The sequence below is a fragment of the Nocardiopsis chromatogenes YIM 90109 genome, assembly GCF_000341185.1.
Lineage (GTDB): Bacteria > Actinomycetota > Actinomycetes > Streptosporangiales > Streptosporangiaceae > Nocardiopsis_A > Nocardiopsis_A chromatogenes.
Genome location: NZ_ANBH01000312.1, coordinates 1 through 22,386, shown reverse-complemented (window position 1 = coordinate 22,386; position 22,386 = coordinate 1). Strand labels below are relative to the sequence as shown.

Here is a 22,386-nt window from a genome sequence, read left to right as displayed (position 1 = left end):
TCGGAATATCCGCTTCCGGTCGGAGGGCCGCCCCGTCCCCTTCCGTCGCTCTCCTTTCTCGGGGCGCTCGGGCCCCGCCCCGGACGCCGCCCCGTGGGGAGCCGGACCGCTGGCCGGTTCGTGCCACCGCGGCGGGCGGGACGGCTCCCCGCTCTGGGGCACCATGGTCGGTGACGTCCCCCATCCCGGTTCCCCCCTCTGGAAGGACGAGCTGTGCACGTCTCCGCCCTCCTCGAGTTCGACGCCGTCCCCCTGGACACCGGCGACGAGGTCGCGGTCCTGCTCGACATCACCGCCCCGGAGCGGAGCGAGGACGAGGACCGCGCGCCGTCGACGCTGCAGGTGGTGCTGGACCGCAGCGGGTCGATGCACGCCGGGGGCAGGCTCGCCGGGGCGGTGCGGGCGCTGGCGTCCCTGGTGGACCGCCTCGACCCCGCGGACCGGTTCGGGGTGGTGGTCTTCTCCGACCAGGCGCAGGCGCTGGTCCCGGCCGGTCCGCTCGCCGACAAGGCCGCGGTCAAGGAGCTCATCCGCGGGCTGCGCGCGGGCGGCTCCACCGACCTGTCCAGCGGGCTGATGCGCGGTGTCCAGGAGGCCCGGCGCGCCTCGGGCGACCAGGGGGCGACGCTGCTGCTCGTCTCCGACGGGCACGCCAACCAGGGGGTGACCGACCCGGACCGGCTGGCCGAGATCGCGCGGACGGCCTACGGGGCCGGGGTCGCCACCACCACCGTCGGGTACGGGCTGGGCTACGACGAGGCGCTGCTGGGCGCGGTGGCCGACGGCGGGGCGGGCGACGCCCTGTTCGCCGAGGACCCGGACACCGCCGTCGGGCTGCTCCAGGGCGAGGTCGAGCACTTGCTGGCCAAGACGGCGCAGGCGGCGTCGCTGCGGGTGCGGACCGGTCCCCACGTCCGGTCGGTCGACATGCTCGGCGGGCTGCCCGCGGACCGGCTCCCCGACGGGGACATCGTGGTGGAGCTGGGGGACTTCTACTCGGGGGAGCACCGCCGGCTGCTGATGCGGCTGGACGTGTCGGGCATCGCCGCCCCGGGACCCGTGACCGTGGCCACCCTGGAGGTGACCTATGTCGACCCGGCCGAACTGGACACCTACACGGTGACCATGCCCGTCCCGGTGAACGTCGTCCCCGGTGACGAGGCGGCGCAGCGGATCGCCGACCCGGCCGTCAGCACCGAGAAGGCCTACCAGAAGGCGCAGGAGGCCAAAAGGCGCGCGAGCGAGGCGCTGCGGCGCGGCGACAGGGGCTCGGCCGCGGCCGAGCTGGAGAGCGCGCGGCAGGAGCTGAACACCCGCATCGGGGACGCGCCCGAGGACATGGCCCTGCAGGTGGCCGACCAGGTCGCCGAGCTGGACCTGCTGGCCCGGAGCGCGCGCATGGACGACGCGGCGCGCGCCGCCAAGGCGACGTACATGAGCGGGCACAGCCAGAGCAGGAAGCGCGGCTCCCGGCAGCAGGCGTACGGGGGCGACTTCCCGCTCCCTCCGGACATCGCCGCCCCCGGCGGCAGGACGTCGCGCACACACCTGCGGTCGTCCCTTCTCGGGCTCGCGGTGGGCGACGGGTTCGGGGATTGGCACTTCTCCCCCGCCGTGGCGCGGAACGCCGGAAGGGAGCTGCCTCCGGCACCCTGGCGGTGGACGGACGACACCCTGATGGCGTGCTCCATCGCGGATGTGCTGCTGCGCTCGGGGCGCGTGGACCCCGGCGCCCTGGCGCGGTCGTTCGCCGAGCACTTCGACTCCGGGCGCAAGTACGGGGCGGCCACCCTCGAACTGCTGGAGCGGGTCCGGCAGGGCGAGCACTGGAAAGAGCTGGCCGAGGCGCAGTTCGGCGGCGGAGGCTCCTGGGGCAACGGGGCAGCGATGCGGGTCGCACCGCTGGGGGCGTACTTCGCCGGGGACCTCGCGCGCGCCCGGGACGAGGCGGCGCGGTCGGCCCGGGTGACGCACACCCACGAGGAGGGGGTCGCCGGGGCGGTGGCCGTCGCGGTCGCGGCGTCGGCGGCCGCGGGCATCCCCGGCGCCACCGGAGAGCAGCTGTTGGAGGCCGCGATCGAGCAGACGCCGGGGGGCCAGGTGCGCGAGGGCCTGATCCAGGCGAGGAACCTGATGCAGGCACCGTCCGACACCGCGGCCCGGTCGCTGGGCACGGGGTCCCGGGTGAGCGCACCGGACACGGTGCCGTTCGCGCTGTGGGCGGCGGCGACCCGGCTGGACGACTTCGCCGCGACGGTGCGCACCTGCGCGGAGGCCGGAGGCGACCGGGACACGACGTCGGCCATCGCCGGGGGCGTCGCGGCGGCGCGCACGGGCGCCGAGGGGATCCCCACCGAATGGCGCGCCCGAGCCGAGCCGCTCCCCGAGTGGGTCGGCCGCTGACCGCCCCCGCCCCCTTCCCCCCGCCACGGAAACGGAGCCGCCGGAAATCGTGACCGACTCCTCCATCGCCATCATCGTCGCCGTCCTGGGAATCGCGGGCACCCTCGGGTCCGCCGTGTTCACCCAGCTCCTCGCGGCACGGGCGCGCCGGGCGGAGATCGACCGGGAGGAGCGGGCCCGAGCGGCCGAGCACGCCCGCGCACAGGCCGACGAGGCCCTGGCCACGCGCCGCGCGTGCTACATCGCGTTCAACGCGGCCGCCCGGCGCTTCCACGCCCGGATCCGCCACTGCACGCACGCCCTGCGCGGCCAGGAGCGCCCGGAGGACCCGTGGGCCACGCTCGACGAGACGCGGGCCGCGTTCGCGAACGACTATGCGGAACTGCAGCTCACGGCGTCCGACCGGGTACTGGCGGCCGCCCACGGGGTGAACGCCGAGCTGAACTGGCTCTACGGGGTGGTCCGCCGCCTGAACGACGGCACCGGGCGCGAGGAGGAGTCCGTCGAGCGCGCCCAGCAGGAACTGGAGAACCTGTGGGGCGACCTGGACATCCTGCGCGCCCTGATGCGCCGGGACCTGGGGGTCGCGGCCGGCGAAGCCCCTGAGGCCCCGCTGGAGGCGCCCTGGAACCGACGCCTCACTCCGAGGCGGCCTCTCCCCTCCGACGGGGCGGGAAGCGCTCCTCGTTGATGGCGGTCTTCTCCTTGAGGGCCTCCTCCAGGTCCACGTCCAGGACCGTGGCCATGCGCAGGAGGTAGCTCAGGACGTCGGCCATCTCCATCCGGACGGCGTGCGCCTTGTCCGGGTCGTCCATGACGCGGCGGGCCTCGTCCTGTTCCAGCCATTGGAACTCGGCCGCGAGTTCACCGGCCTCCCCGGCCAGGGCCATGGCGAGGTTCTTGGGGGTGTGGAAGCGCCCCCAGTCCCGACGCTCGGCGAAGTCGGCGAGGAGGTCCTGCATGGATGAGATGCTCACCCGACCATCCTTACCACCGCCGAGCGCCTCCGTGGGCCCCGGCCGGGAACGCCCGGGGGCTGCGCCGTCCCCGGTCCGGACGCGTCCGCGACCTCCGCCCGAGGGGGCCGGGGACCGCATACGCTCGGCGGCCGCAGGAGGAAGGCGACGGATCCGACGTGCGGAGGCCGGGGAATCGGCGGATGCGGTGGCCTCACCCGGGGCGCGGTCGCCGCTCGGGCGAGGGGACCACGCCCGCATCGGCGTCGCGCGGCGGGTGGCAGCGGCGGGGCGTTCGCGGTAGACCGGGGGGCATGGCCGAGACGTCTTTGGACGGGGGCGACCGCGCCCCCGTGGTGATGGGCGGGGAGCCCGGCTCCTACGCCCGGGGTGTGCTCACCGAGCGGCACCCCGCGCTCATCTCCCGGGTCCGCGATGCGCACCCCTACACACCGGCGCAGCGGGGCAGACTCGACCTGCTGCTCGAGGAGATCACCTCCGGCACGGTCCAGCCCCTGCGGGCCGAGGCGCACGATCGCGGGGCCTGGGCCTCCTGGGGGATGGACGAGCACGCCGGGGTCCCCTGGACCGGGCTGCCGTTCCTTTGGGCCGAGAGCTACTTCTACCGCCGCCTCCTCGGTGCCGTCGGGTACTTCGCCCCCGGGCCCTGGCAGGGGGTCGACCCCTTCGAGCCCTCCAAGAGCGCCGAGCTGCACTCCTCCGACGCCGACGAGGAGATGCAGGCCCTGGACACCGTCGCCCGCCTGCCCTCCGAGGAGCGGGACCGGGCCCTGCTGCTGTCCTCGCTGTGGGGCAACCGCGCGGACCTCGGGTTCGCCCTGTCGGAGCGGGGAGGCTCACCCGGCGGCTCCGGCGCCGACGCGGGCGGCGCGGCGGGGGAGGGGCTGGTCGCCGACGAGAGCGGACGGCTGTGGGAACTGCTCGGCGACGCCGAACGGGTCTGCTTCGTCGCCGACAACGCCGCCCGCGAGCTGCTGCCCGACCTCGCCCTCATCGACCTGCTGCTCGCCTCGCGGCGTGTCGGCTCGGTCGTGCTCCACGTCAAGCCCCACCCCTACTTCGTCTCCGACGCCACCATGGCCGACGTGCTGGCCGCCCTCCGGCGCCTGCGCGGGGCCGGCGGGGAGGCCGCCGCGTGCGGCGGGCGGCTCCGCGAGGCCATGCGGGACGGCGCCCTCACCGTCCGCGCCCACCCCTTCTCCTGCGCACCCCTGGCCTACTCCGCCATGCCCGAGGACCTGGCGGCCGACTTCGCCGCCTCCTCCCTCACCGTCGTCAAGGGCGACCTGAACTACCGGCGCCTGGTCGGCGACCGCTGGTGGGACCCGGCCACGCCCTTCGCCGAGGCCGTCGGCGGCTTCCCCTCCCCCGTGGCGGCTCTGCGCACGGTCAAGTCCGACACCGTCACGGGCCTGGACCCGGTCGTCGCCGCCGAGCTGGAGGCGGGCGGCATCGGCTGGCGGACGAGCGGGCGCTGCGCGGTGGTCCAGGTCGCGGGGTGAGGTCGCGGGGTGAGAGCACCCCGCCGACGGTGCCCCGGCCCCCCGGGCCCGGGCCGCCCCGGGGGGGCGGGGCGGGGCGGCCCGGTCACGGGCCCGCCCCCGCCGCGACCACCGCCGCCACCGCCCCGGTCAGGGCGCCGGGCCGCGCCAGGTCGTCCCAGGTGGGCCTGAGCACGGTCGCCGACGGCCGCGCCGCCTCCAGCTCCTCCTGCAGGCGCGGCGGGACGGCCCCGACGGGGTCGACGATCAGCGCCCCCTTCCTCCACCACAGCGGTGCCCGCACCGGGCGGCCCGGAACGGGGCCGCCGCCCTCGGCCAGCTCCTGGGGGTACAGGTCGTCGGGCGGGAGCCCGGCGTCGGTGCACAGCAGCCGGATCCTGGTCTCCAGCGGGGTGGACGCCCGCGGGTCGGCCAGGCCCCACCACGCCTCGGACGCCTCGGCCCCCGGGCGGCAGGCGTTGAGCGGGGGCTGCGCCAGCAGCTCGCGCCAGGTGAGCAGCCCCCGGTACAGCGCCGAGTCCATGAGGGCGACGGCGGTGGCCCGGTCGACGGTGGGCACCGTGTCCCGCAGGGTCCGCCCCGGCGAGGTGATCCGCAGCCGGTCCTTGCGGTCGGCCTCGTGCCGGCCGACGAGCAGGGTGCTGGTGCGCACCCCGGGCAGGTCGGCGCCGCCCCCGCAGGGGGCGGGCAGGGCGATGTGCACCTCCCGCCCGTTCCACCGGGGGAGCCCCTGGATGCCCCACAGCCGCGCCGCGGTCGGCCCCGAGGCGACGGCCGCGGGCCCCAGGGCGAGCTGGGCGGCCTTGACCGCCCTGCGCAGCCGGATCCCGTCCGCGCTCCGCGAGGAGCCGGTCCCGGCCGAGAGCGGCCGCACCGCGTAGACGTCGGGCAGGGCGCACACCCACTCCCTGCGGCGGAGCAGCCGGTGGATGCGGGTGTCGTCGAGCCCGCAGCACAGCGCCTGCCTGTGGCTGATCAGGCCGTACTGGGAGGCGGCGGTGCTCATGACATTGCTGATCTCGCTGGGTCGCATTCGCATGCCACGACTGTGCGGCGGCCCCGGCGGCCGTGGCGGGGCGGTTCGGCGCCTGTGGACAACGCGGCCGGAGCGGAGGGCGAACGCGGGCGCCGCATTTCTTGAGGGCCGATACCGCATTCTCGTCTTGTCCGTTCTCCGTGCCCCGGCCCCGGCCCCGTCCCCCTGTCCGCATCAGGCCGCTCCGCCCCGTCGCCGCGGGAGAACGCGATGGAAACACCGGAGCACGCGGGAGATAGCATCGCCGGGTCGCCCTTTTCCCTCCGACCGCGCCTGCGGGCGCCGGGTCCGCCGTGCCCGGGGCCGTGAGGGAGGGGACGGGGCCGGTGGGAACCACGAGAACCTCGGGATCACGGGAACGGACGTCACAACGCAGATGGAATCCGAAACGACCCAAGTCATGAGCAGGACCGGCGAGTTCTCGACCGTCCTGAACTGGGAGGCCTCCACCCGGAACCGGCTCGCGGCCGCCATCGACCGCTTCTCCGGTCCGCTGGCCGACCTGGTGGAGCGCGACGCCAACGAGGGCGACACGCGCATGCTGGTCACCGACTTCCTCAGCTACGGGCTCAACTTCAGCAAGTACGAGGAGATGACCACCGAGTACCGCAACAGCGGCGACTCCATCGACTACGCCCTCAAACTCGACGGCGAGCTCTTCGCCCCCATCGAGGTCAAGCGCTGCGGCCAGGACCTCGACGCACGCAACATCCAGCAGGCGCGCCGCGTCGCCGCCGACGAGGGCGCCGAGTGGATCATCCTCACCAACGGCCGCGTGTGGCAGGTGTACCACCTGCGCACGGACGGGGAGGACGGCTCCACCGCCACGGTCCGCATCCTCGACGTCGACCTGATGGACGAGTCGGAGAACGCGCACGACCGCAATGTCGACGCGCTGTTCCACATCACCCATGAGGCGATCGAGCACGGGCGCTTGGAGGAGCTGCGCAAGTGGCACGAGGCCGTCGAGCCCGCGCCGCTGGCGGAGGTCCTGCTCAGCGAGCCCGTGGTCGCGGCGATCCGGTCCCGGCTGCGCGAGCGCACCGGCCACGCGGGCCACATCGGCGACCTCGACGAGGTGCACCGCGCCCTCGCCGATGAGGTCATCGCACGCGGGGTGGCCCCGTCGGAGGCCTCGCCCTCCGACGGGGCCTGACCGGGGCGCCGCGCCCGCAGCGGTCTCGGGGAGGCCGGTGCCATGCACGCCGCCGCGGGACCGGCCTCCCCGGCACCCGCGGCAGGGGCGGGGGCCGGGCGGGGCCGCACCGCTTCTGCGGACGGCGACCGGCCCCATGGTCCCGCGCCCCGCAGGGTCCGCGCGGGTACGTTGGGGACGGACCGATCCCCGGTGAGAGGACGACCATGCTCGACTCCGTTTCGCGCCGCAGCGCCGCCGCCGAGGCGCAGGGCCGCGCCACCCCGACCCTGCACGCGATCGGTCGGCTGATCGAGCAGACCGGGCGGCAGAGTGGCTCCTCGGCGGTCTTCGGCTCCCCGATCGAGCACGACGGGGCGGTCGTCGTCCCGGTCGCCCGCACCCGCTTCTTCTCCGCCTTCGGCGCCGGGACCAGCCGCGCCTTCCGCATGGTCGGCGACGGCGGGGGCGGCCAGGGCTTCTCCAGGGCCGACCCCGCCGGCTACCTCGTCCTGCGCGACGGGGACGCGGTGTTCCGCCCGATCCGCCAGCCCGCGAAGGCGCTCGTGGTGCCGCTGACGTTCATCGCGGCGGCGGCCGCCGTGCGGATCGTGGGCACGACGATGCGCCGCAAGCGCCGCGCCGAGACCGCCAGGGCCATGGCGGAGGCCGCCCAGGGCCGGTTCGGCCGGGGCGGCGGCTGCCGCTGCGGCGGCACGAAGGGGGAGGACGGCGGCGAGGCCTGAGGCGGGGCGGGGGCCGCCGCCCTACACCCACTTGGCGGCCTTGCGCTGGGCCGCCAGCACCTTCTGGTAGACGTCGACCAGCTCTTCCGAGTGGGTCGCGCTGCGCGCCTCCCAGGTCCACACCCGGTGTTGCTCCAGCAGGTCGGCGTGGGCGTGCAGGTCTCCCGGGCTCCAGGGGCGTCCGCGTTCGAGAAGGGACCCCAGGCGGCTCAGCGCCACGGCCAGCCTGCCGCGCATGACCTCGCACCGGTGGCGCTCCTCGGCCTCGGCCCTCCGGTGCACCCACGCGGCGCCGCGTGCCCCCACCGCCCGAACCCTGCCTACGATGCGCAGTCCCAGCCGTTCCATACGCCGATTCTGCCCGGGACGCCGCCGGTCGTCGCCTCCCTCATGTCGTCGGTCCCGGGCAACTCGGCCCGTGGGTACAGGGCCGACCTCCCCGAGACCGACACGGGAACGGCCGGTGGGCCTCGGCTGTCAGCCGCCGCCGGTCGCGCCGCCGAGCCACGGGCCTCCGCCGTCCCCCAGGGCCGTCTCCGCGAGGTCGGACGACCAGGACGCGGTCTGCGCCTCCTCGGCCAGGCGGGCCAGCTCCCCGGACGGGTGCGCCTCGCCCCCCGCCGCCTCCGCCAGTCCCACAAGCGCCACCGGGCGCACGTCCCGGAGGTCGCCGAGGACGCCGGGGATATCGGCCTCCGCCAGCGCATCGGCGCCCGCCCGTGTCACCGGCGCCAGCCGTTCGGGGCCTGCGATCCGGTCGACGAGCAGGACCGCCCCGAGGACGAAGAACAGCACCGCCATCCCGCCTGCCGGGCCCGTCCACCACGCCGCCGCGCCCCCGGCCACCGCTCCGGCGGCCGTCAACAGCACGGCCAGCGCACCCGCCACCGCCATGCCGAGCCACCCGACGCGCAGCACCGAGCGCCGCCGCGCCAGAGCCCACAGCACCTCCTCCTCACCGAGGAAGAACCCCCGCCCGGTCACCGCCGCGCGCGCGGGAAGCGCGATGCCGCCCTCCGCAAGGCGTCGCACGAGCGGGCCGAGCCGGGTCGGACCTTCGCGGCCCAGCAGTGCCGCCACCGCGGACGCCTCCGCCGTTCCCCGCACGGCCGTTCCCGCCTCCGAGGCCCCCAGGACTCCGTCCCGGCCGACGGCCGCATGCCCGCCGAGCACGGCCTCGGCGACCGCCGTCTCGGCCACGCGCCGGTCGCCGCCCGCGAGGAACGCCAGCTCGTAGGTACCGATTGGGGCCCGGGGGACGGTGCCCGCCCCCTCTTCGCGCTCGCGCACCGATACGTGCGCCCGGCGGACCAGCGCCAGGGCATAGCCCGCGTACACCAGCCCCGCCACGAGCATGAGCCCGGGATAGACGGCCGGTCCGAGCACGCGCCACCCCCTCCTGCCGGATGCGCGCTCTGCGCACGGGTCCGCCAGGCTACCGCCCGGCCCCGCCGTCAGCCGGGCCCCACGACCCCCCTCGGTGCGATCTCCCCCGCGGCGATCTCCTCCGCGTAGTGGCACGCGACCCGGTGGCCCTCCCCCACCGGCCGCAGCTCCGGGCGCTCGGTGTCGCAGCGCTCCTCCTGCCGCCACGGGCACCGGGTGTGGAACCGGCACCCGGTCGGCGGGTCGGCGGGCGACGGCAGGTCCCCCTGGAGCAGGATCCGCTCCCGCGCGTCCTCCACGACGGGGTCGGGCACCGGGACCGCCGAGACCAGCGCGCGCGTGTAGGGGTGCCGGGGGTCGGTGTAGAGCGCGTCGCTGCCCGCCTCCTCCACCAGCGCGCCGAGGTACATCACGCCCACCGCGTCGCTGACGTGCCGCACCACCGCCAGATCGTGGGCGATCATCAGGTAGGTCAGGCCGCGCTCCCGCTGCAGCTCCTCCAACAGGTTGAGCACCTGCGCCTGGATCGACACGTCCAGCGCCGACACCGGTTCGTCGCAGATGATCAGGTCCGGTTCCAGGACGAGGGCACGGGCGATGCCGATGCGCTGCCGCTGCCCGCCGGAGAACTCGTGCGGGTACCGGTTCAGCGCGCGCTCGGGCAGCCCGACCGCGTCCAGGGCGTCGAGCACGTACCGGCGCCGCTCGCTCCTCCCGGCGCCGACGCCGTGCACCTCCAGCCCCTCCATGAGCAGCGACTCGATGTTCTGCCGCGGGTCGAGGCTGCCCAGCGGGTCCTGGAAGACCATCTGCGCCTGCCTGCGGCTGCGCCGCATCTCCTCCTCGGGCAGGTGCGCCAGGTCCACACCGTTGATCCACACCTCGCCGCCGGTCACCGGCACCAGGCGCAGCACCGCGCGCCCCAGCGTGGTCTTCCCGCACCCGGACTCGCCCACCAGCCCGTAGGTGGTCCCCGCCTCGATGTCCAGGGACACCCCGTCCACGGCGTACACGTGCCCGACCGTGCGGTCCACCAGGACCCCGCTCTTGATCGGGAAGTGGACCTTGAGGTCCTTGATCTCCAAAAGGCTCATCGGTCCCCTCCCTGGGTCGCGGTCGGTTCGGGGACGCCGGGGGCGCGGCCGTGCACCGGGTGGACGCAGCGGAACCGGTGGCCGGTGCGCTCCTCCCGCATGTCGGGCGGCCCGCCGAGGCAGTCCTCGGCGTAGTTGTCGCACCGGGGCGCGAACGCGCACCCGTCGGCCCACTCGATGGCGTCGTTGACGGTCCCCCGGATCGGGGTGAGGGGTTCGTCGCGCGGGGCGTCCAGGCGCGGGATCGACCGCAGGAGCCCGGACGTGTAGGGGTGGGTGGGGGCCCTGAAGAGGTCGTGGCGCGGTGCGCCCTCCACCACGCGGCCCGCGTAGAGCACGTTGATCTCGTCGCACAGCCCGGCGACCACCCCCAGGTCGTGGGTGATCATCAGCAGGGCGGTCCCCTCCTCGGTGACCAGCTCCTTGAGCAGTTCGAGGATCTGCGCCTGGATGGTGACGTCGAGCGCGGTCGTGGGCTCGTCGGCGATCATCAGGCGGGGGCGGCAGGCCACCGCCATGGCGATGAGCGCGCGCTGGCGCATGCCGCCCGACAGCTCGTGGGGGTACTCGCTGAGCCGCCGCCGGGGGTCGGGGATGCCGACGCGCTCCAGCAGCTCGGCGGCGGCCGACCGGGCGGCGGCGCCCTTCAGCCCCCGGTGGCGGACCAGGATCTCGGTGACCTGCCGCCCGATCGGCACGACCGGGTTGAGCGAGGACAGCGGGTCCTGGAAGACCATCGCCAGCTCCCTGCCGCGCAGGTCGCGCATCCGGCGGGTCGGCAGGGACAGCAGGTCCACCTCGGCGTCCCCGCCGCCCGGCCGGAACAGGGCCCGGCCCGACACCTGCACCCCGCGCGGGGGCAGCAGGCCCATCAGGGCCAGGGAGGTGACGCTCTTGCCGCACCCGGACTCGCCGACCAGGCCGACCACGCTCCCCTCGCCGAGCGAGAAGGAGATGCCGTCCACGGCCCGCACGTCCCGGCGCCGCCGCTGGGTGAAGGTGACCGCGAGGTCGTGCACGGCCAGAAGGGGTCTTGCGGGCATCTCACTTCCTCAGTCTCGGGTCGAGTGATTCGCGGAGCGCCTCGCCCATGAGGGTGAAGCCCAGGGCGGTCACGATGATCGCCAGTGCCGGGTAGACGGCGAGCTGTGGGGCGCCGCTCAGGAAGCGCTGGGCGTCGGCCAGCATGGTCCCCCACTCGGGGACCGACGGGTCGGGGTTGCCCAGCCCCAGGTACGACAGGGCGGCCGCGTCGATGATGGCGGTCGCCAGGCTGAGGGTGAGCTGCACCAGGATCGGCCCCATGGAGTTGGGGAGGATGTGCGCCAGGGCGATCCGGCGGCGCCGCGCCCCCAGAGCGCGCGCGGCCAGCACGTAGTCGCGGCCTCCCTGGGCGATCATCGCTCCGCGCAGCAGGCGGGCGAAGATGGGCACCTGCGCGGTGCCCACGGCGACCATGACGGTGACCAGGCCCTGTCCCAGCAGGGCGGCGATGCTGACGGCCAGCAGCAGCGAGGGCAGGGCGAGCATCATGTCGACGACGCGCATGAGCACGGTGTCGACGCGCCGTCCCGCCGCGCCGCCGAGGGCGTAGGCGGCACCGGACACCCCGCCCAGCAGCGCCCCGGCGGTGAATCCCAGCCCGGCGGCCACCACGCCCACCATCAGCGTCTGGCGGGCCCCGATCACCATCCGGGAGAACTGGTCGCGCCCCAGGTTGTCCAGGCCCAGCCAGTTCTCCGCGCGCGGCCCCACGAAGACGTTGCGGTTGGGGAAGACCTCGTCGCCCCAGTTCTGCTCGGTCGGCCCGTAGGGGGCGATCAGGTCGCCGAGCACGGCCACCACGATGAAGACCGCCACCACGGCGGCGCCGGTGATCGCCATCGGGTTGCGGCTCATCCGGGCGAAGGCCTCGCGCCAGACGCCGCGCCCCTCGGCCTCCTCGCGCCGGGCCGCGGTCAGCTCGGCGAGCCGGTCGATACGTTGGGTCCTGGCCGCCATCAGCGCACCCGCACTCTCGGGTCGAGGAGGCTGTAGGAGATGTCCACCAGCAGGTTGATGGCCACATAGACCGCCGCGATGATCAGGATGAACCCGAGCAGCACCGGGTAGTCGCGGGTCTGGGTGGCCGAGTAGATGAACTGGCCGATGCCGCCGAAGGCGAACACGCTCTCGGTGAGCACCGCCCCCGCCAGCAGGGCCCCGCTGAGCAGCCCGATGGCGGTGACGACCGGCAGCATGGCGTTGCGCAGCACGTGCCTGCCGCGCACCGTGCGCCGGTGCAGCCCCTTGGCCTCGGCCGTGCGCACGTAGTCCTCGCCCAGCACCTCGATGACCCCGGCCCGGGTCATGCGGACGATGACCGCCAGCGGGATGCTGGACAGCGCCAGCCCCGGCAGCACCAGGTGCATCAGGGCGTCCCAGGCGGCGTCCCACTCCCGGGTGGCGATGCCGTCCACGACGAACAGCCCGGTGATGCGGGTGGCGTCGATGCCCGGGGTCTGGCGGAACGCCGACGGGAAGATCCCCAGGTGTTCGGCGAAGACCAGCTTGAGGACGAAGGCGAGGAAGAAGACGGGGGTGCAGATGCCCACCAGGGAGCCGCCGACCACGAGCGCGTCCAGCGCGCCCCCGCGCCGCCGGGCGGCCAGGTAGCCCAGGGGGACGCCGACCGCCACCGCGATCACCATCGCCATGACGGCCAGTTCGACGGTGGCGGGGAACTTCATGGCGAACTCGGTCATGACCGGGCGGCCGGTCTGCAGCGACTCGCCCAGGTCACCCTGGGCCAGCCGCCCGAGGAACGCCCCGTACTGCACGATGACCGGGTCGTCCAGGCCCATCGCCCGGCGCAGCGCCTCGCGCTGCTCGGCGGTGGCGTTCTCCGGCAGGAGTGCGTACGCGGGGCCGCCGGGGAGGCTACGGACCCAGATGAACAGCAGGATCGAGAGGCCGAAGAGGGTCGGAACGGCCTGCAGGACACGTCTGACGATGAAGCGGAGCACCTCGGTAACCGCCTGGCTGTCCGGGCCCGGCCGGGCGGGGTCGCCGCCCCGGCCGGGCGCATTCGGCTGAGGATCGCTGGGGGTCCTAGGAGGGCGTCACCTGAAGGACGCCTCCTGGAAGCGTTCCTGCGTCAGCGGGCTGGCGTTCGGAGGCTCCACGTCCGGGGAGAAGACGATCGACGGCGGCGAGTGCGAGATGGGCAGCCCCGGCAGGTAGTCCATGATGATCTCGTTGGCGTCCTTGTAGAGGCCGACGCGCGCCTCGGGGTCGGGCTCGGCGGCGACGGTCTCCATCGCGTCGAAGACCTCGTCGTCGCGGAAGCCCCAGGCGCTGTCGTACCCGCCGAACCAGGTGCCGAGGAAGTTGTAGGCCTCGTTGTAGTCGCCGGTCCAGCCCAGCAGGTAGAGGCTGCAGTTGCCCGAGTCGGTGTGCGGGATGTACTCGTCCCAGGGCTTGGAGTCGGCCTCGACGGTGATCCCGGCGTCCTTCAGGTCGGACTGGATGATGTCGAAGATGTCCTTGGGGGCGGGCATGTAGGGCCGGGTGACCTCCGTCGGGTAGCAGAAGTCGATGGTGAGGTCCTCCTGCCCGGCCTCCTCCAGCAGCTCCCGGGCGCGGTCCGGGTCGTAGTCGTAGGTCGCCACGTCGGGGGACCACCCCTCGACGGTCTCGGGGACGAACTGCGTGGCGACCTGGGCGCCCTCGGGCAGGATCGTGTCGACGATGCGCTGGCGGTCCACCGCGTGCGCGAGCGCCCGCCGCACCTCGGGCTCCTCCAGCTCCTCGGAGGCCTCCTGGTTGTAGGCCATGTAGAGGACGTTGAACACGTCGCGCCGGGGGACCTGGAAGCCCGCCTCCTTGAGGGGCTCGACGTCGGCCGGCGCGACGAGGTCGTAGCCGTGCACGTCCCCGGCCTCCAGCGCCTGGCGGCGGGCGCTCTCCTCGGAGATGGTCTTGATGATGACCGTCTTGATGCTCGCCGGCTCGCCCCAGTAGTCGTCGTGGCGCTCCAGGGTGACCTCTTGGGCGTCGTGGTCCCACTCGCCGTAGGTGTAGGGGCCCGTCCCGGCGATGGCCCCGGCCTCCTGGCTGTACTCGGGCAGGACCGGCGCGCCCTCCTCGCCGCCGACCTCCTGGTCGGCGACGGCCTCGATGGAGGCGGGGCTCATGATGCCGAAGGAGGACAGCGTGAAGCCGCCGGGGAAGGCGGCGGAGGACTCGGTGAGCGTGATGACGGGGGTGAGCTCGTCCTCGGCGGGGCAGGAGTCGTAGATCGCCTCGGGCAGGTCCTCGTCCTCGTTCTCGGCGNGTAGTCGTCGTGGCGCTCCAGGGTGACCTCTTGGGCGTCGTGGTCCCACTCGCCGTAGGTGTAGGGGCCCGTCCCGGCGATGGCCCCGGCCTCCTGGCTGTACTCGGGCAGGACCGGCGCGCCCTCCTCGCCGCCGACCTCCTGGTCGGCGACGGCCTCGATGGAGGCGGGGCTCATGATGCCGAAGGAGGACAGCGTGAAGCCGCCGGGGAAGGCGGCGGAGGACTCGGTGAGCGTGATGACGGGGGTGAGCTCGTCCTCGGCGGTGCAGGAGTCGTAGATCGACTCGGGCAGGTCCTCGTCCTCGTTCTCGGCGAACCCGCCGAAGACGTTCTGCCAGTAGTAGCTCTGGTTGCTGGACTGGTAGTCGCCGGTGAAGTTGTACCAGCGGTCGAAGTTGGCGCAGACCGCCTCGGCGTTCAGGGGCTCGCCGTCGTGGAAGGCCACCCCCTCGCGCAGGTGGAAGGTCCACTCTGTGCCGTCCTCGGACTGCTCCCAGCTCTCGGCCAACCCGCCCTGGATCTCACTGCCTCCGGACTCGTGGACCAGCAGGGTCTCCATGACCTGGCGGGTGACGCGGAAGGTCTCCCCGTCGTTGGCGAGGGCGGGGTCGAGGGAGCGGGGGTCGCCCGTCCCGGCGAAGATCAGCGGCTGGGTCTCGTTGGGGTCGCCTCCGGCGTCCCGGTCGCTCTGGGCGCACCCGGCCGCCACGAGGGCCAGGGCCGCCGCGGCCGCCGCCGGAGCGAGGAGCCGCCCGTTTCTCCTTTTGAACACTGTCCACCTCGTCTGGGGGGTCGGTGGCACTGCGCTTACTGGCACGAACCTTATTGCTTTCGCCCCTTATTTCAGATCCCGTAATGGATCGTCAACGGAACCGTGGCCGTTCTGCGCCATTGCCGCCCCGCCCATCGGAGTGGGGTTTTATGCCGTTTGTCATCACGTATGAGATTTGCGGTTCCAGTTATCGGCGGGACCATTGTTGAGCAAGTGGCGGATACCCGGTCGATCCCCTGATCGGGCCCCGGCCGCACCTCCGTGCCCACCACGCACGGTTCACCCCTCCCCAGGGAGTTCGACCGCATTCTCCCGTTTTCCTGCGGCGTATGCCTCGATGTTCTCCCGTGTCGTGGTCAGGATTCGCCGGACCGCCTGCCGGGTGTCGAACCCGCTGTGCGGCGTGACGAGCACGTTCCCCATACGCAGCAGAATGTGGTCGGCCAGAAGCGTGCGCATGTCCCGGTCGCGGTCGGCGGCCAGCGTGCGCAGCAGTTCCGCCTCCTCGCGCAGCCCGGGTCCGGCTTCGAGGACGTCCCGCCCGGCGGCCGCCACCCGCCCCTCCCCCAGCGCGCGCACGAGGGCCGCGGTGTCGGGCATTCAGGCGGCCGCTCTCGAACCGCAGTTCGTGGCCGCCTCCAAGGCGCTCCAGTTCGGCATGCTCCCAGTCCTCCATCTCGAAGAAGGAGATCTTCACCGTCGCCTCCCCGCCCGTTCCCTCCGCCCGCCTCGGGCGCCGTCGGAACGACTCGTTCCCCCTCCGGTGCGGCACCCCATTCCCCGAACGTCCCGAGACCGGGGGTGTCGGCCGTGTGCACGCGGCGTGGATTTCCGGCGACGACAGGTAAAGGGATGGCAAAGTCACGGGGGCGGTAAAGCGCGCGGGGCGGGTGGGAAAGCAGAATCTCAGTGTCAGGCGGCCGTACCGGGCCGCCTTCCCCGCTGACCGAGAGGACACCGATGGCAGTCCCCCGCGCATTCACCCTGCGTGCCGTCACCGCGGCCTGCGCCGCGGCCGTCACCCTCCCCCTGGCCGCCGCCCCCGCGCAGGCCGACACCCTCCCGCCCGACGAACTCCGGCGCGTCACCGACGCCTACGTCTTCGACTACGCCCTGGACGACTTCATCGCCGTCAGCGAGCAGCGGCCCCACGAACCCCAGCTCGACTGGTCCAACGACGGCTGCAGCATGTCCCCCGACCAGCCCCTGGGGTACGACTTCAACCCCGGGTGCGTGCGCCACGACTTCGGCTACCGCAACTTCAAGCTCCAGCAGCGGTTCGACGAGAGCAACCGGCTGCGCATCGACAACGTGTTCCGCGACGACCTGTACGGCATCTGCGACGGCGACTGGGTGTGCCGCGGCGTCGCCGACATCTACTACTCGGCGGTGCGCGGCTTCGGCGGCTTCGCCTCCGACCTCGACGACGCCCTGGAGCGGGGCGACGTGGAGGAGAAGACCGAGCGGTTCCTCGCCACCGCGGAGAAGGTGGAGGACTCCGGAACGGCCGAGGAGGCCGAGCGCCTCATGGCCGAGTTCGAGCAGGAGACCGGCGTGGACCTGGACACCGAACCGGTGCCGGTGGGCTGACCCGCCGCCTCACTTGGCCTGGCAGCCCGGACACCAGTACAGGGTCCGGGCCGCCAGGTCCGCCGACCGCACCGGCGTTCCGCACACCCGGCAGGGCTCGCCGGTCCGGTAGCAGACATAGAGCGTGTCGGGCCGGGGCACCGGCCGGGCCTGCGGGTCGGGCCGGTGCTCGGGACGCGTGGTGATGATGGTGCCGTCGCGCACGCCGTCCCGCAGCAGGCCGCACAGGTCGGCCCAGAGGTCCTCCCACTCCCCGGGCGTGATGTCGCGGCCCGGCCGGTAGGGGTCGATCCCGGCGCGGAAGAGGGACTCGGCACGGTAGATGTTGCCGATCCCGGCGACCACGTCCTGGCGCATCAGCAGGGCGGCGATGGGCGAGCGGGAGCGCGCGACGGTCCGCCGGGCCCGCTCGGGGTCGGCGTCGGCGCGCAGAGGGTCGGGGCCGAGCCTGTCCTGGACGGCGCGCTTGTCCCCATCGGTGATCACCTCGCAGGCCGAGGCGCCGCGCAAGTCGGCCCAGCCGTGCGCGTTGACCAGGCGGACCCGCACCGCCCCGACGGGCGGCGGCGGGACGGCGAAGCCGTCCCCGTCGCGCTCCAGCGGGCGGCCGTGGGCCCCGGCGGCGCGCGGGGCTCCCAGGTGCCGCTCGCCGTCGGCGTCGCCGAAGGTCCAGGCGCCGTACAGGCCGAGGTGGACGCGGAGCCACTCGTCGCCGTCGAACCCGAGGAAGAGCTGCTTGCCGTGGGCCTCGGCGGTCTCCAGGATGCGGCCGTCGATGCGGCGCGCGCCCTCGGCGAAACGCCCCTGCGGGCTGGAGGCCCGCACCGGTCCGCCGCCGTAGTGCTCGCTGAAGTGCGCCGCCAGGCGGTGCAGCGTGTGGCCCTCGGGCACCCCGCCCCCTCGTGTCGCGTTCCGGGAGTCCCGCGCGCGGCACCGACCGGGGGCCGGGCGCGGGGCGCGAGAGGGGCCGCGCAGGCGCGGCGGCCACCGGAATCGCACTCTATCGCCAGGTGCGCCCGCTTCGGTGCGGGCCTGGGCGACTCCACACGGGGCGGAGCAGGGGGGGACGGGGCGGATGCCGGGCCGGTGCCGCCGCCCCCTGCCGCCGCGGACAGCGCCCCAGGGGGCACGGCCACCCGCCTCCGGCGGCGCGGCGGGCCGCCGACCTCGTCGAGCGGTCGAGAACGAGGCCTGTGATGGGGCGGGGGCCTCCTGGAGGCCCGCCGGTGATCGCGCCCCCGAAACCAGGCGCAAGCCCATGCGGCAGACGTTCCGGGCCATGCGCGCGGACAAGAGCGCGCCGCACGCGGGCGACATGCCTCGTCACCCGCCGCTCGACAGAGCGAGCGTCAACGACTACGTCGTGTTGATCGGATCATGGCCGTACAAGGCACCGGCGGCGTCATGTCCATCGCAAGGCCGCTGTGTGTCCCGAGAAGCAGGGGAGTCGGCCTGGGGGCGTGCCGTCGACCGATGAGAACGCGGCGAGGGACGTGCCCGGGCGTCGCGCGGCAGGGCCTGACCAGAAAGGGGCGCCCTAGGAGAGGCCACAGCGGTACAGATCCCCGGGCAACGCCACAGGGACGGGCCGTCGCGGTACTAGACCGAATGCAGCGCGCGGTCCGCCCCGTCATCGCCCTGGGCGAGGGTGGTGATCTCGTCGGCCACCCCGGCCGGGTCCTGCAGGCACCTCCAGGCGGGCACGCACACCACCGGGCCCTCGTACAGGCCCTCCAGCATCCGCCCCCGGCGCAGCAGGCGGCGCAGTTCCGCGCCGTTGCGCGCCTGGTCGACCAGGACCAGCGCCGCCCCGCCCCGGGTGCGCACGCACAGGTCGGCACGGCGCCCCCGCACCGACGGCGCGAAGGAGGCGTCGGCCGCGCGCTGGAGGAGCGCGCGCTGCAGCACCCGGACCGCCGGGGTGGCGGACTCCGCTCCGGCCCCGTCCTCGGACCCGCCCTCGGCCTCCGCCCAGCGGCACAGCTCACCGCCGACGCCGCCCTGGCGCACCCAGAACGCCCGGTCCCCCACGGCGATCAGGCGCAGGCGGGTGCGGGTCAGGGCGGTGGTCCACACCCGCTCGGGCGCGCCCGGCCCGCCCACGGCGCCGGCCGCGCCCGTCGCCGATACCACCATCACATCGACGCCCCGGTGCTCGGCGCGGAAGTGGTCCGGCCCGCCCACGCGCACCTCCCGGGTGAACTCCTGGCGCTCGGCCAGGCGGCGCAGCAGCGACCACTGGGCCTGGTGGGGCGCGACCACCCCGAGCCGCAGCCCGCTCGGCAGCCCGCCGTCGAGCTGGCGCAGCAGCACCGCCACCCGGTAGGCCTCGTCCCGATTGACCGCCGAGGCGCCGGGCACCGCGTCGAACCGGCCCGGCGCGTGCCGCCACTCGACCGCCGGTCCGGTGACGGCGGGCAGGGTGCGGGGGTCGGTCAGCACGTGCACGCGGCCGCCGTAGCAGTGCCGGGAGGCCAGCCGGGCGATCTCGGGGCGGGACCGGTCGTGCTCGTCGAGGCGCAGCCGCGCGCCGTGCCCCGCCTCGGCCGACGCCGCGCAGGCGCCGTAGGCCGAGGCGCCGTGGCCCAGCCCCCGTCGGCGCAGCCACTCCCGGCCCAGGCCCGTCGCCGACCGGGCGCGTTCCTCGTCCGCGGGGTCCATCAGGCGGGGCGGCGGCGCCTGCGCCGGGTCGCCCAGCACCAGGGCCCGGCGGGCCCGGTACAGCAGCGGCAGGAGCCGCCCGACCGGGATACGGTCGGCCTCGGCCACCACGACCAGGTCGAACAGGCCGGGGGTGCACGGCAGCGCGTGCGCGGCGTCGGCGCGCACCGACCAGGCGGGCACGGCGGTCAGCAGGTGCGCCAGCCCGGACCTGCGGGCGGCGTCGTGCCAGTTCAGCGCCTCGATGCGGGAGGTGATGGCGGGGCGTGCACGGGCGGCGCGGCGCAGCGCGGAGCTCTCCAGGTAGGCGGCGCCGGAGAGCAGGTGGCAGGCGAGGGCGGCGTCCAGGTCGGCGGTCAGGTCCGCGAGCGGGGCCAGGCGGCGGCGCCGGTCCAGGCAGGAGCGCCACTCGCTCTCCAGGGCGGCGGCGCGCGCCAGCCGGTCCAGGTTCTCGGGGACGGGGTTCACCCCCAGCTCGCGGCGGATCGCCGCGCGGTGGGCCCGCGCGGCCACGCCCGAGCCCTGGGCCCGCTCGGCGCGCCGCTGCCAGGCTTCGGGCTCGCCGGTGTCGACGGTGAACAGGGCCTCGGGGTCCCAGCCGGACTCGGCCATGCGCCGCCGTTCGGCGCCGAGCAGGGCCAGGGTGTGCCCGCCCGCGGCGACCGCGTCCACCGCGCGCCAGGCCTCCTCGGCGCGCGCCCAGTCGTCGCGCAGGCTCTGCCGGTCGCCCACCGCGTCGGGCGGGTCGGAGCCCAGGACCGTATCGGCGATCTGGGCGAGGGCCCGGGCCTCCTCCTCGGCGGGGCCGCCGACCGGCAGGACGCGGTGGACCCGGTCCGCACCGGCCGCGGTGGCGAGGCGGGACGGGAGGCGGCCGTCGGGGGCGACGAGCAGCACGCTCTGCCCGGCGGCGCACGCGGTGCGCACGGCGGTGTCGGCGACCTGGTCGGCGCCGGTCCCGGGCGGGGCGGCGGCGACGGTCAGGGGGCGGCGCATGGCGGAGGAGACGACGACGTGGTGGGCCTCGGACAGGCGGTGGGACGAGACGGGCAGGACCGGCTCGTCGCGCGCGGAGCCGCCTTCCAGGAGTGCGGCCAGGGCGGTGGAGTCGGCCTTCTCCGGGCGGATGCCGTCGCCGCCCAGGTCGGCGGCGGGTCCGGCGCCGGGGGCGTCGGGGTCCGCCCCGGCGCGGAAGAGGAGCGCGATGTTGTGCGCGCCCGGGCGGAGGTCGACCAGGGGCATGACGCCGCGCAGGCGGGCCGGGACGACGTCGTCGATGCGGTCGATCTCCAAGCGGGCCAGGATCATGCGCGCCTTGGCCTCCAGGTCGCCGATCTTGGCGGCGGGCATCTTGTCCGTGCCCTTGTCGGCGCCTTTGGCGGGGCTCCTGCCGGTGCCCCTCTCCGCGTCCTCATCCGCACCGCCGGAGCGGACGATGCGGCGGAACTCGGCCAGCTCCTCCTGGGTGTCGATCCCCAGACGGCGCAGGAGGGCCGGGTTGACCTCGGGGCGCGAGGCGATGCGGACCCGCGGGCGTGCGGGGTCCTGGTCCGGCAGGGGTTCGGCGTCGGCCACGAAGAGCGGTGCGGCACACCGTGCGGCGCCGCTCCCGGACGGGGCGAGCGGGCGGTCCGGCCCCCATGGTGTGCGGCCGTCGTCGGCCCCGTCCCCGTGGTCGTGTTCTCCCCGGCCGCTACCGGGGTCCGGCTCCTCGGGAAGCACCACCAGCGGGTAGCCGTAGCGGAGCCGCCCGCCGCCCGAGCCGTCGACCAGGGCGGCGGCGCCGACGGGGACGTCCACGGTGGTGCGTTCGCCGGTGAAGACGGTCTCGGACCCGCCGGGCAGGGCGGCCCAGGCGTCGAGGCGGGAGGTGTCCAGGTCGACGAGGTGGCCGAGGACGCCTTCCCGCTCGGCGCAGGCCCTGTGGTAGTCGACGAGGGCGGACAGCCGCCCGGTCGGCGTCTCGGGTACGGGCCGCGCCGGGGCGGGGGCGACGGAACGAACGGCGGCCCCGGGGGAACGCACGGGCGCGCCGGAGCCCCTCGGCCGCCCCGACACAGCGGGGCCGACCTCCAGGGCCTTGACGCCCTCGGCGGTCTTGGGGCGCTCGGCGGCTGCGGCGCCGTCGGTGGCCGGAAGGGCCTCCAGCCGCCCTTCGGCGGCCGGTGCGATGTCCGCGGCGACTCGGGTGGGCTCGGCGGACGCCTCCCCGGCGCGGTCGCGCAGAGACGGGTCGGAACGGGGGACCGCCACGTCACACCTCACGTATTCGATGGCATTTCGGGCGATGCCGAACAGCAACCACAAGGTCACTCAGGGCTATCGTCTCCATTCTCCGACATCCCCCGCACATCCGCAGGAAGACCGGGGAATTGCCTCCAGCCGACCCTCACCGCCCCCTGGGGCGGCCCGGGGAGGACGGACGGTGGCGCCCGCTGGAATGGCGGAACCTTCGGCGGCCGCGACGCCCGCGCCGACCTGGCCGGACGGAAATGACACCACTCCAGCGGACGTGACCGGACGGACCGGCAGGTGCCCCGCTCTCACCGGCCCCGGCCGGGCGGCGGGCCACCGGAATGTGTGCCGCCCACCCGGACCGCCCCGGGGCCCTCCGGACGACGGGCAGGGCCGACGACCGCCCCGCTTCCGCCATCGCCGCCGCCTCCGGCGACCGCGTACACGCCGGACACCCGACGGCGCTGCCGCAGGGCCCGCCGGTCTTCCTCGTCGCCGCCCGCTCGCTTGCACCCCGCCGGCCCGCCGCCCG

The 22,386-nt window shown here is 74.9% G+C and carries 17 protein-coding genes and 2 pseudogenes; 6 read left to right on the top strand and 13 right to left on the bottom strand.

Features of this window, described 5'->3' with window-relative positions; all coding sequences use genetic code 11:
• Positions 1-213 precede the first annotated feature (213 nt).
• Together D476_RS0127545 and D476_RS0127540 are read left to right on the top strand one after the other, a co-directional pair.
• Positions 214-2,403, top strand: coding sequence for an ADP-ribosylglycohydrolase family protein (locus D476_RS0127545; protein WP_017627114.1), 2,190 nt, complete (start codon positions 214-216; stop codon positions 2,401-2,403).
• Between the two features lie 49 nt (positions 2,404-2,452).
• Positions 2,453-3,094: a hypothetical protein gene (locus tag D476_RS0127540; RefSeq protein WP_017627113.1), complete on the top strand. Its 642-nt coding sequence runs from the start codon at positions 2,453-2,455 to the stop codon at positions 3,092-3,094.
• Here the strand turns inward: D476_RS0127540 and D476_RS0127535 are convergent.
• Complete coding sequence (locus D476_RS0127535) at positions 3,042-3,365, bottom strand: nucleotide pyrophosphohydrolase (protein ID WP_192826440.1); 324 nt, start codon at positions 3,363-3,365, stop codon at positions 3,042-3,044. The two genes, D476_RS0127540 and D476_RS0127535, sit on opposite strands and share 53 nt — an antisense overlap.
• A 308-nt stretch (positions 3,366-3,673) precedes the next feature.
• On the opposite strand from D476_RS0127535, the gene D476_RS0127530 reads away from it, so the two are divergent.
• Entirely contained in the window at positions 3,674-4,882 is a 1,209-nt protein-coding gene (locus D476_RS0127530; RefSeq protein ID WP_026123921.1) for a damage-control phosphatase ARMT1 family protein, read from the top strand.
• An 85-nt stretch (positions 4,883-4,967) separates the two neighbouring features.
• On the opposite strand, the gene D476_RS0127525 is transcribed toward D476_RS0127530, so the two are convergent.
• Positions 4,968-5,921 (bottom strand): transcriptional regulator, encoded by a 954-nt coding sequence (locus tag D476_RS0127525; protein ID WP_026123920.1) that lies wholly within the window; start codon positions 5,919-5,921, stop codon positions 4,968-4,970.
• 397 nt (positions 5,922-6,318) lie between these two features.
• Here D476_RS0127525 and D476_RS0127520 point away from each other — a divergent pair, with 397 nt between their 5' ends.
• Both D476_RS0127520 and D476_RS0127515 read left to right on the top strand, forming a co-directional pair.
• Positions 6,319-7,074, top strand: a complete 756-nt coding sequence (locus D476_RS0127520) for a hypothetical protein (protein WP_017627109.1) — start codon at positions 6,319-6,321, stop codon at positions 7,072-7,074.
• Between the two features lie 206 nt (positions 7,075-7,280).
• On the top strand, positions 7,281-7,799 hold the full coding sequence (locus D476_RS0127515) for a hypothetical protein (RefSeq protein WP_017627108.1): 519 nt from the start codon (positions 7,281-7,283) through the stop codon (positions 7,797-7,799).
• Positions 7,800-7,820: 21 nt separating this feature from the next.
• On the opposite strand, the gene D476_RS0127510 is transcribed toward D476_RS0127515, so the two are convergent.
• From D476_RS0127510 to D476_RS0127475, 9 genes and pseudogenes are all read right to left on the bottom strand, one after another.
• Positions 7,821-8,147: a hypothetical protein gene (locus D476_RS0127510; RefSeq protein WP_017627107.1), complete on the bottom strand. Its 327-nt coding sequence runs from the start codon at positions 8,145-8,147 to the stop codon at positions 7,821-7,823.
• Positions 8,148-8,276: 129 nt separating this feature from the next.
• On the bottom strand, positions 8,277-9,185 hold the full coding sequence (locus tag D476_RS0127505; RefSeq protein WP_017627106.1) for a DUF2207 domain-containing protein: 909 nt from the start codon (positions 9,183-9,185) through the stop codon (positions 8,277-8,279).
• A gap of 68 nt (positions 9,186-9,253) precedes the next feature.
• A complete protein-coding gene (locus tag D476_RS0127500) occupies positions 9,254-10,279 on the bottom strand; it encodes an ABC transporter ATP-binding protein (RefSeq protein WP_026123919.1) in 1,026 nt (341 codons plus the stop codon).
• A complete protein-coding gene (locus D476_RS0127495; RefSeq protein WP_040727732.1) occupies positions 10,276-11,322 on the bottom strand; it encodes an ABC transporter ATP-binding protein in 1,047 nt (348 codons plus the stop codon). Before D476_RS0127495 ends, D476_RS0127500 begins: the two co-directional genes overlap by 4 nt.
• Position 11,323: 1 nt before the next feature.
• On the bottom strand, positions 11,324-12,280 hold the full coding sequence (locus D476_RS0127490; protein ID WP_017627103.1) for an ABC transporter permease: 957 nt from the start codon (positions 12,278-12,280) through the stop codon (positions 11,324-11,326).
• Entirely contained in the window at positions 12,280-13,284 is a 1,005-nt protein-coding gene (locus D476_RS0127485; protein WP_017627102.1) for an ABC transporter permease, read from the bottom strand. The genes D476_RS0127490 and D476_RS0127485 overlap by 1 nt, the downstream gene beginning before the upstream one ends.
• Positions 13,285-13,380: 96 nt before the next feature.
• A pseudogene (locus D476_RS40270) lies at positions 13,381-14,592 on the bottom strand (ABC transporter substrate-binding protein); the annotation flags it as partial.
• A 284-nt stretch (positions 14,593-14,876) separates the two neighbouring features.
• A pseudogene (locus D476_RS40265) lies at positions 14,877-15,077 on the bottom strand (ABC transporter substrate-binding protein); the annotation flags it as partial.
• Between the two features lie 570 nt (positions 15,078-15,647).
• Positions 15,648-15,968 (bottom strand): NAD(P)-dependent oxidoreductase, encoded by a 321-nt coding sequence (locus D476_RS0127475; RefSeq protein ID WP_017627101.1) that lies wholly within the window; start codon positions 15,966-15,968, stop codon positions 15,648-15,650.
• A gap of 360 nt (positions 15,969-16,328) precedes the next feature.
• Here D476_RS0127475 and D476_RS0127470 point away from each other — a divergent pair, with 360 nt between their 5' ends.
• Entirely contained in the window at positions 16,329-16,958 is a 630-nt protein-coding gene (locus tag D476_RS0127470; protein WP_017627100.1) for a phospholipase, read from the top strand.
• A gap of 9 nt (positions 16,959-16,967) precedes the next feature.
• Here D476_RS0127470 and D476_RS0127465 read toward each other — a convergent pair whose 3' ends face one another.
• Entirely contained in the window at positions 16,968-17,849 is an 882-nt protein-coding gene (locus D476_RS0127465; RefSeq protein ID WP_017627099.1) for an Fpg/Nei family DNA glycosylase, read from the bottom strand.
• Positions 17,850-18,557: 708 nt separating this feature from the next.
• Entirely contained in the window at positions 18,558-21,872 is a 3,315-nt protein-coding gene (locus D476_RS0127460) for a DEAD/DEAH box helicase (protein ID WP_017627098.1), read from the bottom strand.
• Positions 21,873-22,386 lie beyond the last annotated feature (514 nt).